Here is a 7,160-nt window from a genome sequence, read left to right on the forward strand (position 1 = left end):
CTTTATTGCCTTGAGTACAGCGTACTTTACGAATTCCACCGCCATTCTTGATTAAGTCGCCCTTATCAGGCTGTACCAAGAGATCTTGCTGGAGCTGACGATACTCTTCATCACTCACAAGCTCTTTAATTTGCTTGGTAAAAATACTGGTTTCAATGAATAACATAGGTTGAAGTACGTCAATGGCGTATAAGAAGTTTAGCAGTTCTAGAATGAAAAAACGAGAGCAGTAGGCTCTCGTTTCGCATAATCCGTATTATGTTAATTGTAGGAAAACTCAATAATAAGATTGGTGTTTTAATAATCATCCTAGTATTACCAATGCTTCTATATAGAGATTACAGCACTAAATTGTGCTACATTGTATTTCTCTATTGGAGCCCAAAGATGTCCATCAAACCAACCACTACAATCCGTATTGATCTAGATGTTAAAAAAAGTGCTAGCAAAATATTTGATGAAATTGGTATTAGCATGTCCACAGCGATTAATACATTTCTTAAAACTGTTGTTCGTGAGGGAAAGATGCCATTTGATATAAATATCGAGCGTCCAATAGTTCAATTGAAATCTGGAAATGCCACTCTTAATAATGCATTTATTGTTAAAAAAGATGAATTTTACACTCAATATGAAGATGTTTTTGTGGAAATGATGAACCATAGAAGGCATTTCAAGGGAAAAACTATACTTTGTAATTGTGATGATCCATTTGAATCAGCTTTCTTTAGATTCTTTATACTTCATTTCGATGACTTAGAATTAGCGGGTCTAATATCCACTTGCTATTCAGAATCTAGTTTAGCAGGCCAAGAATATCCTCTAAATGGGGGAACTAGTGCCTATAAAGCAGTAGTAAAAGAGGTACCTAACCATAGTTTAGAAAGACCTGATGGTTCTTTAGACTTAGAATCTTTATTTGCTATACCGAGTAACTCTCTTGTACATTTAAATGGTAATGGTGATTTTCGTTCAAAAGAATGTGAAACTCTATTACAAGAAGCAGATATTGTAGTCACTAATCCTCCCTTCAGTCTTTTCCGTGAATATATTAGTTTGCTAATGCAGCATAAAAAAAAGTTTATTATTCTTGGAAATATGAATGCATCAACATGCAAGGAAATATTCCCACTCTTTCGTGATAATAAAATTTGGTATGGTGATTCTATAAGATCAGGAGATCGTAAGTTTTATGTTCCTGATGACTATCCATTAAATGCAAGTAATTGTGGGATAGATGATACAGGGCGCCGCTTTATTAGAGTCAAAGGTGTTCGTTGGTTTACTAATTTAGATACCACTAGACGTCATGAAAATTTAGTTTTAACTAAAGCATATAATTCAAATGATTATCCAAAATATGAAAATTATGATGCCATTGAGGTTAACCGCACTCAAAATATTCCAGTAGATTATGATGGCTTAATGGGTGTACCTATTACATTCCTTGATAAATATAATCCAGATCAATTTGAAATTGTAATGCTTGCTAATGGTAATGCACGTTCCAATGTACCTTCTGATGTTCTTTCACAAGTAAAATACTTACAACACTCTGAGGATAGAGGAGGGGTCGGTATAATCAATGGTCAAAGAGTTTATGCAAGAATTCTAATTCAAAGGAAATGTTGATGAGCTCAATATTACGAGTGCCTTGTTCATATCAAGGTGGTAAACAACGTGTAGCATCTCAAATAGTTGATGTAATTCTAAACTCTTCTACTGACTCCAATACTCAATTCTATGATTTATGTTGTGGTTCAGGTGCAATTTCTATTGAATTAGTTAATCGAGGTATAGATCCAACACGTATCTCTATGCTTGATATTAGTTCTTGGGGGGCTTTTTGGTCAGCTATAGGATCTAATACTTTTAATATGGATGTTTTTGATCAATTTTTAGCAGAGTTACCTAGTAGTCAAAAAGATTTTAAAGAGCATTTATCTACTCTTTCTAAACTACCAATAGATAAACATGAAGTGGAACTTTATCCAATCCTTCAAGCTTGTTCCTTTGGTGGAAAACAAATCTATCGTAAGGAAAAAAATTGGGCAAATGCTTGTTTTAGAGACTATTGGGAACCAACTGAAACAAGTATTCGTCGTAGTCCTGCAAATGCTATGCAACCATCTCCGAATGAATTAAGACGGAGAATAAATACTATTGTAAACAAAATGAGTGGAGTAACTTGTTTCAATATGGATATTATGGAATTACTCAGTATTCCATTTCCTACAAACTCGATTGTTTATGTTGATCCACCATATCAACATACAACAGGATACGCATACAGTTTTGATTTAAACTTTTTCGTTAAGCGATTTCGAGAAATAAATAATGTTCCTTTATTTATTTCTGAAGGAATTCCATTAAGTGAAGATACAATTATGCTTAACTTTGGTGGTGCAAATGGTGGCATTAGCGGAGCTAGAAAAAATAAGCACCAAGAATGGTTAAGCCGTTTTTAAAATAATCCAAATTGCTTAGCATTTTTTGAAGAACCATTCCTACCTAAGATTCGTGAAGATAATTTAAAATTAGCCATTTCTGATTCTGAATATACAGATAAAGAGTAGTAATCTTCACGAATCTTAGTAAAGGTTATTATTTTTTCGACTAAGTAATATCCTTCTTCTTTTGCTCTAAAAGCATCTGTAATTTTTATATTATTAGAGCTTACTCCTTTAATCTGAAGGCGCCACGTACCATTTGCATTATCTCCTGTAGGGAAGAGTATCTCATTGCCAATATAATCAACCCCATCAAACTCTAATGTAATTAGTTTACGTTTATGACTACTTAAAGGATCTACTCCAAAAAAATACACTGTACCTAGCATCAACTTAGAATCATTAAATTCAAAAATAGTTCCTTTCGGATCTCCTCTTTCAACTAAAGATTTCATTGATAAATCTAAAATATTTCTTGATCCACCAGTCATTCGCTTCGTTTCAAACCAAATTGTCTGGATACCAGGTGAGACTGTACCTGTACTAGTAGGTGAGACTGTACCTGTACTGGCAGGTGAGACTGTACCTGTACTAGTAGGTGAGACTGTACCTGTACTAGTAGGTGAGACTGTACCTGTACTAGTAGGTTCTTTCTGTGACTTAACTATTGTTTTTAGTTTAACTTTTGGAATATTTGGAGAGCTAGGACTCCATACTATATGATTTCTAACAGGAACAAAAATTTTCTTACTTTCATCCTCTAGAAAACCATTATTTAGTAAATTATCTAACTGATGCTTACTTTTTAAATGAATACAATCAGCCTTTATGATATTTAAATTCATCATTATTGTTTGTATTAAATCCCAATTAGAATGATTTATATACAATAAAATATTGGCTTCAATATTGGTTTCAAATCCTCCAGAAGTTAGGTTGGAGCTTCCAACACTCAATACTCCTTCCTTTGAAGCTTCTTCATAGAAACAAAAAACTTTAGGATGAAAAATCTGTTGGGGAGTACCAGTATTAACCAAATAAATATCTTGATGTACATTCTTATCTAGAAGATATTCTAAAGCTTGCTTAGACGTTACTCCATTATTTATTCCTATGAAAAATATTATTTTTTTATTGTTTAGAACATTATTACAAATGATATCAGCACCATTTTTTCGCGCAAAAGCAACACTAATGATACCTTCATTATAATTAAAAGAGGCTGTAGCTAATTCATTAACAAAATCAGCGCCATCAAGACGTTGAAAAAAGATTTTTGGTGAAGGCATTTGATTCCATCAATTTTGCTATACTCCTTTTTTAAGTTTAACCCAAATATTAACGAGTAAATTAATGCTTTGCTAAAATTTATCTAATTTAAAAAGATTTTATGTTTTTTCAGCCTTATCCATTTAACATAAAGTTTCTTATACGAAATTTGGTTCAAAAAAAATGCCACTTTAAAGAGGCATTTATCAATTCAGACTATAAATTTTTTTCTCAATTCATCAAAACTTTGACCATAGATGAAATCAAAATCTCTGATCCTAAGATGCCTAAATTTTTCTTCATATTGAACAGAATATAGGGTTACATAAGGATCATCACTAAGATGTACCTCAGTACAATAAGCAAGATCTTGTCTTCCATTATAACTATAGAAGACAAAACTTTCGTATAATTCAAACAAAGCATTCTTAGAAATGAAACTATGATCTGCTTTTAACTGAAAGTTTGAAGTAGAAGAATATATAGGTAACAAAAAAAACTCCCAAAAGCGCTAATATCTGATTTAGGCTCACTTGGACACTTAACTAAGAAAACAAACCAAAAGTAGTTTCCAAAGCGCTAATATCTGATTTAGGCTCACTTGGACACTTTATCCAAGTAGCCACAACTGATTTAGATACACAGAGTTCACTTGCAATTTTTCTACAGCTCAAACCTTGTGAATGTAGATCCCTTGCCTGCCTCCTCAGCTCATCATATTTTGCAGATCTTACTTTTCCACCTTTAATGCCACCCAATCGCCCCTTATATTTTTGGCGATCAATGAACTCCTGATAACAATATGGGTCTTTTTTCCAACAATAGCGCGCAATAGACTTAGCAATGCCTTTCACCTCTCCATAGGTCATAGGTTGAATCAAACCCTGATTTAGCTTCACGCAATGCTGAATTACACTCTCAAGCCAAACAGAATATGTACTCCCTCTATACTTCCGTATTTCTTTATATGCCCAATGACGAGCTGTATGGAATACAAAACAATTACGTCCTAAACCTATCGCTTCATCTTGTTTAATTTCTCTTTTAGCATCATTCCAAGTTAAGTCTAAGTTTCTTGCTAGCTCATTTAAGGTATAAGGTTTTTCCCGTAAACACGTAGTTTTCCAAAAACTAGACATAGGATTTTTAGCTACTAGATGTGTATATGCGGGATCTGCTTTGAACAACTCTCCAAGTTTATGTCGAATGGCATTTGCATAGAGAATTGGTCTTTGACGACTAGCATCAGTGGTATAAATCGGTGTTTTTAACTGGAATAAAATATGAGAACGACCATTGTAAGGATTAGCAATTACTAAGTTTGGTAATGGTACTCCTACTAGTCCATATAATATTTCTGATAATGAAGCCTCATAATCCAAATCAAATACTAGATAATGTAAATAATAAGGACTGTTTGGCTGTATATATCTGTATTTTATAGAAATTTCTTTAGGCATGATCATCAGACCATAATCCAAATTATCTGCACAGTAAGGCTTTTTAGGTAATCTGTCTTGAAATTGATCAAGCAGAAAAGATAATTGTTGCATTTGCTTATCTTCACTATTTGCAAATGCACAATGACCATGTATTATTAATACAGTTCATGTGCAAGCATGTTCTAAGAATTCAAGCCCTGTAACTTCTCTTCCGCCAAGATTTGAAAGTTACGGGGCTTTTTCATATCTGTAGTTTATACAATATATCTATTTTGTTTTTCAATTCAATCAAAAAGTATATATAAGATAAAACTTTTTTTATAAACTTACGTAAGTTACATAAGTTATTTAAGTTACGTAAAAAGTTAACTATGTGAATACATTGATCTTCTCTATTATTAGAATATACTTAAGTTAAATAAGTTACGTAAGTTAAATAAAAATGATCATATTAGTTGGTGGTGAAAAAGGTGGATCTGGCAAAAGTTGTTTAGCCCAAAATCTAGCAGTTTATTTACAAGCGAGTAATCGAGATATCTTATTACTCGATGCAGATCCACAAGGTACGACAACTGATTGGATCAAAGAACGTGATGAAAATTCAGCTGTAAAAAATATTCCATCAGTACAAGCTTCAGGGAACATTCGACAAATCCTAATGGACTTATCTAAGCGATACCAAGATATCATTATTGATGCTGGTGGACAGGATTCTGAAGCCCTACGTTCTGCAATGACTGTTTCCACGCATATGCTTTTGCCTTTCCGTCCTAAAAGACGAGATCTCAAAACATTAGTGCATGTCGAAAAATTAATACGTCTCGCTAAAGCTGTGAATCCTGAACTCTATACACGAGCAGTCATTACTCAATGTCCAACTTTACCGAGTCAAGTTCAACGCATCTTAGATGCTAAAGAAGCATGTGAATCGTTTGATCTCATTCCATTGAATAATTTTACGTGTAATCGAAATATATATGATGATGCTGATGAAAATGGATTATCCGTTTTTGAAATGTCATCTGATGAAAAAGCCAAACAAGAAATTGAACAAATCGCTAAAGAGTTTTTAGGAGACCTCTAATGGCTTTAAAAGGTTTAAAAAGAGAAGAGCAAACTTCTAAAAATGAAAAATTAGTGAATGATTTTATCTCTGGTGCATCAAAAAATGTTCAGGAACTAACCCCATCAAATGCTAAATTTCAAAGATATACATTTTCGTTAACAGAAGATGTAAGTGAGCAAATTAATGATCTGAAGGTTAAATGTCGTGTTGCTAAAGCAAATCGGTCTATCATTCTTAAAGCTGCTGTTAGTCAGCTCAATACTTTATCGGATGAAGATTTACATAATTTGATTAAGAAAGAGTTAGGCTACTAATTTTGAGCCACCTTCAGGGTGGCTTTTCTATTTTCAGCTAGCACTAGATTCCTTATAAAACGTATTAAAATTCTATAAATAAAAAAATCAATCACTTGTAAAAAGTTATGCAATTTTTGGAAGTATTTACATAAAAATTACTGTTTTATATTTTTAAATCATATATTTATTTTAAGAAATACCCTGAAAAAATCTAAATTTTTTTAGTGGCATCCTGTAAGGTGCGTATGGTGTGTCTTAAAAAAATCGGTTGAAAACCGATTTTAGAGCGTCAACAAAATTAAGGCTTTCAAGTGATCAAAAATAAACCTTCGTTCAATAAGAAAAAGTGGCTGAGAAATCATCTAGACGATGTTTTACGCCTAAAAAAAGATGGTTTGACCTATCAATCCATCATCCAAGTGCTCAAAAAAGACTTAAATATGCCCTTTGACTTGGAAGAATCACTGTTAAGTCGTTATCTCAAAGAGTTTGCAGAAGATGAATCAACCACTTTAAAGACCAAAACAGCCTTAACAAACAAAGTTGAACGTCAGATAGACCGGCGTACTCGTCAAAATAATGAAATACAGAACCTAAAACGTCGTTTAGACCGTATGGCTGAACGTGAAATGAGGTT

7 protein-coding genes are annotated in these 7,160 nt (G+C 33.0%); 5 read left to right on the top strand and 2 right to left on the bottom strand.

Annotated elements, in window-relative coordinates:
• The first annotated feature begins 387 nt into the window (after nucleotides 1–387).
• Entirely contained in the window at nucleotides 388–1,632 is a 1,245-nt protein-coding gene (locus FTV37_RS16030) for a type II toxin-antitoxin system RelB/DinJ family antitoxin (protein ID WP_179991749.1), read from the top strand.
• A complete protein-coding gene (locus tag FTV37_RS16035) occupies nucleotides 1,632–2,468 on the top strand; it encodes a DNA adenine methylase (RefSeq protein WP_179995740.1) in 837 nt (278 codons plus the stop codon). Before FTV37_RS16030 ends, FTV37_RS16035 begins: the two co-directional genes overlap by 1 nt.
• Here the strand turns inward: FTV37_RS16035 and FTV37_RS16040 are convergent.
• Together FTV37_RS16040 and FTV37_RS16045 are read right to left on the bottom strand one after the other, a co-directional pair.
• On the bottom strand, nucleotides 2,465–3,739 hold the full coding sequence (locus tag FTV37_RS16040) for a phospholipase D family protein (RefSeq protein ID WP_179995739.1): 1,275 nt from the start codon (nucleotides 3,737–3,739) through the stop codon (nucleotides 2,465–2,467). The genes FTV37_RS16035 and FTV37_RS16040 overlap by 4 nt on opposite strands.
• Before the next feature lie 525 nt (nucleotides 3,740–4,264).
• Nucleotides 4,265–5,272: a replication initiation protein gene (locus tag FTV37_RS16045; RefSeq protein ID WP_179995738.1), complete on the bottom strand. Its 1,008-nt coding sequence runs from the start codon at nucleotides 5,270–5,272 to the stop codon at nucleotides 4,265–4,267.
• Between the two features lie 331 nt (nucleotides 5,273–5,603).
• Here FTV37_RS16045 and FTV37_RS16050 point away from each other — a divergent pair, with 331 nt between their 5' ends.
• The 3 genes from FTV37_RS16050 to FTV37_RS16060 form a co-directional block, all read left to right on the top strand.
• Complete coding sequence (locus tag FTV37_RS16050; RefSeq protein ID WP_179996672.1) at nucleotides 5,604–6,245, top strand: AAA family ATPase; 642 nt, start codon at nucleotides 5,604–5,606, stop codon at nucleotides 6,243–6,245.
• The gene (locus tag FTV37_RS16055) at nucleotides 6,245–6,541 is read left to right on the top strand and encodes a hypothetical protein (protein ID WP_179991832.1); all 297 of its coding nucleotides are present in this window, start codon (nucleotides 6,245–6,247) and stop codon (nucleotides 6,539–6,541) included. The genes FTV37_RS16050 and FTV37_RS16055 overlap by 1 nt, the downstream gene beginning before the upstream one ends.
• Before the next feature lie 293 nt (nucleotides 6,542–6,834).
• A partial coding sequence (locus FTV37_RS16060; protein WP_180064269.1) for a hypothetical protein occupies nucleotides 6,835–7,160 on the top strand: 326 nt, incomplete at its 3' end.

Source organism: Acinetobacter sp. YH16042, from assembly GCF_013417245.1.
Taxonomy (GTDB): domain Bacteria; phylum Pseudomonadota; class Gammaproteobacteria; order Pseudomonadales; family Moraxellaceae; genus Acinetobacter; species Acinetobacter amyesii.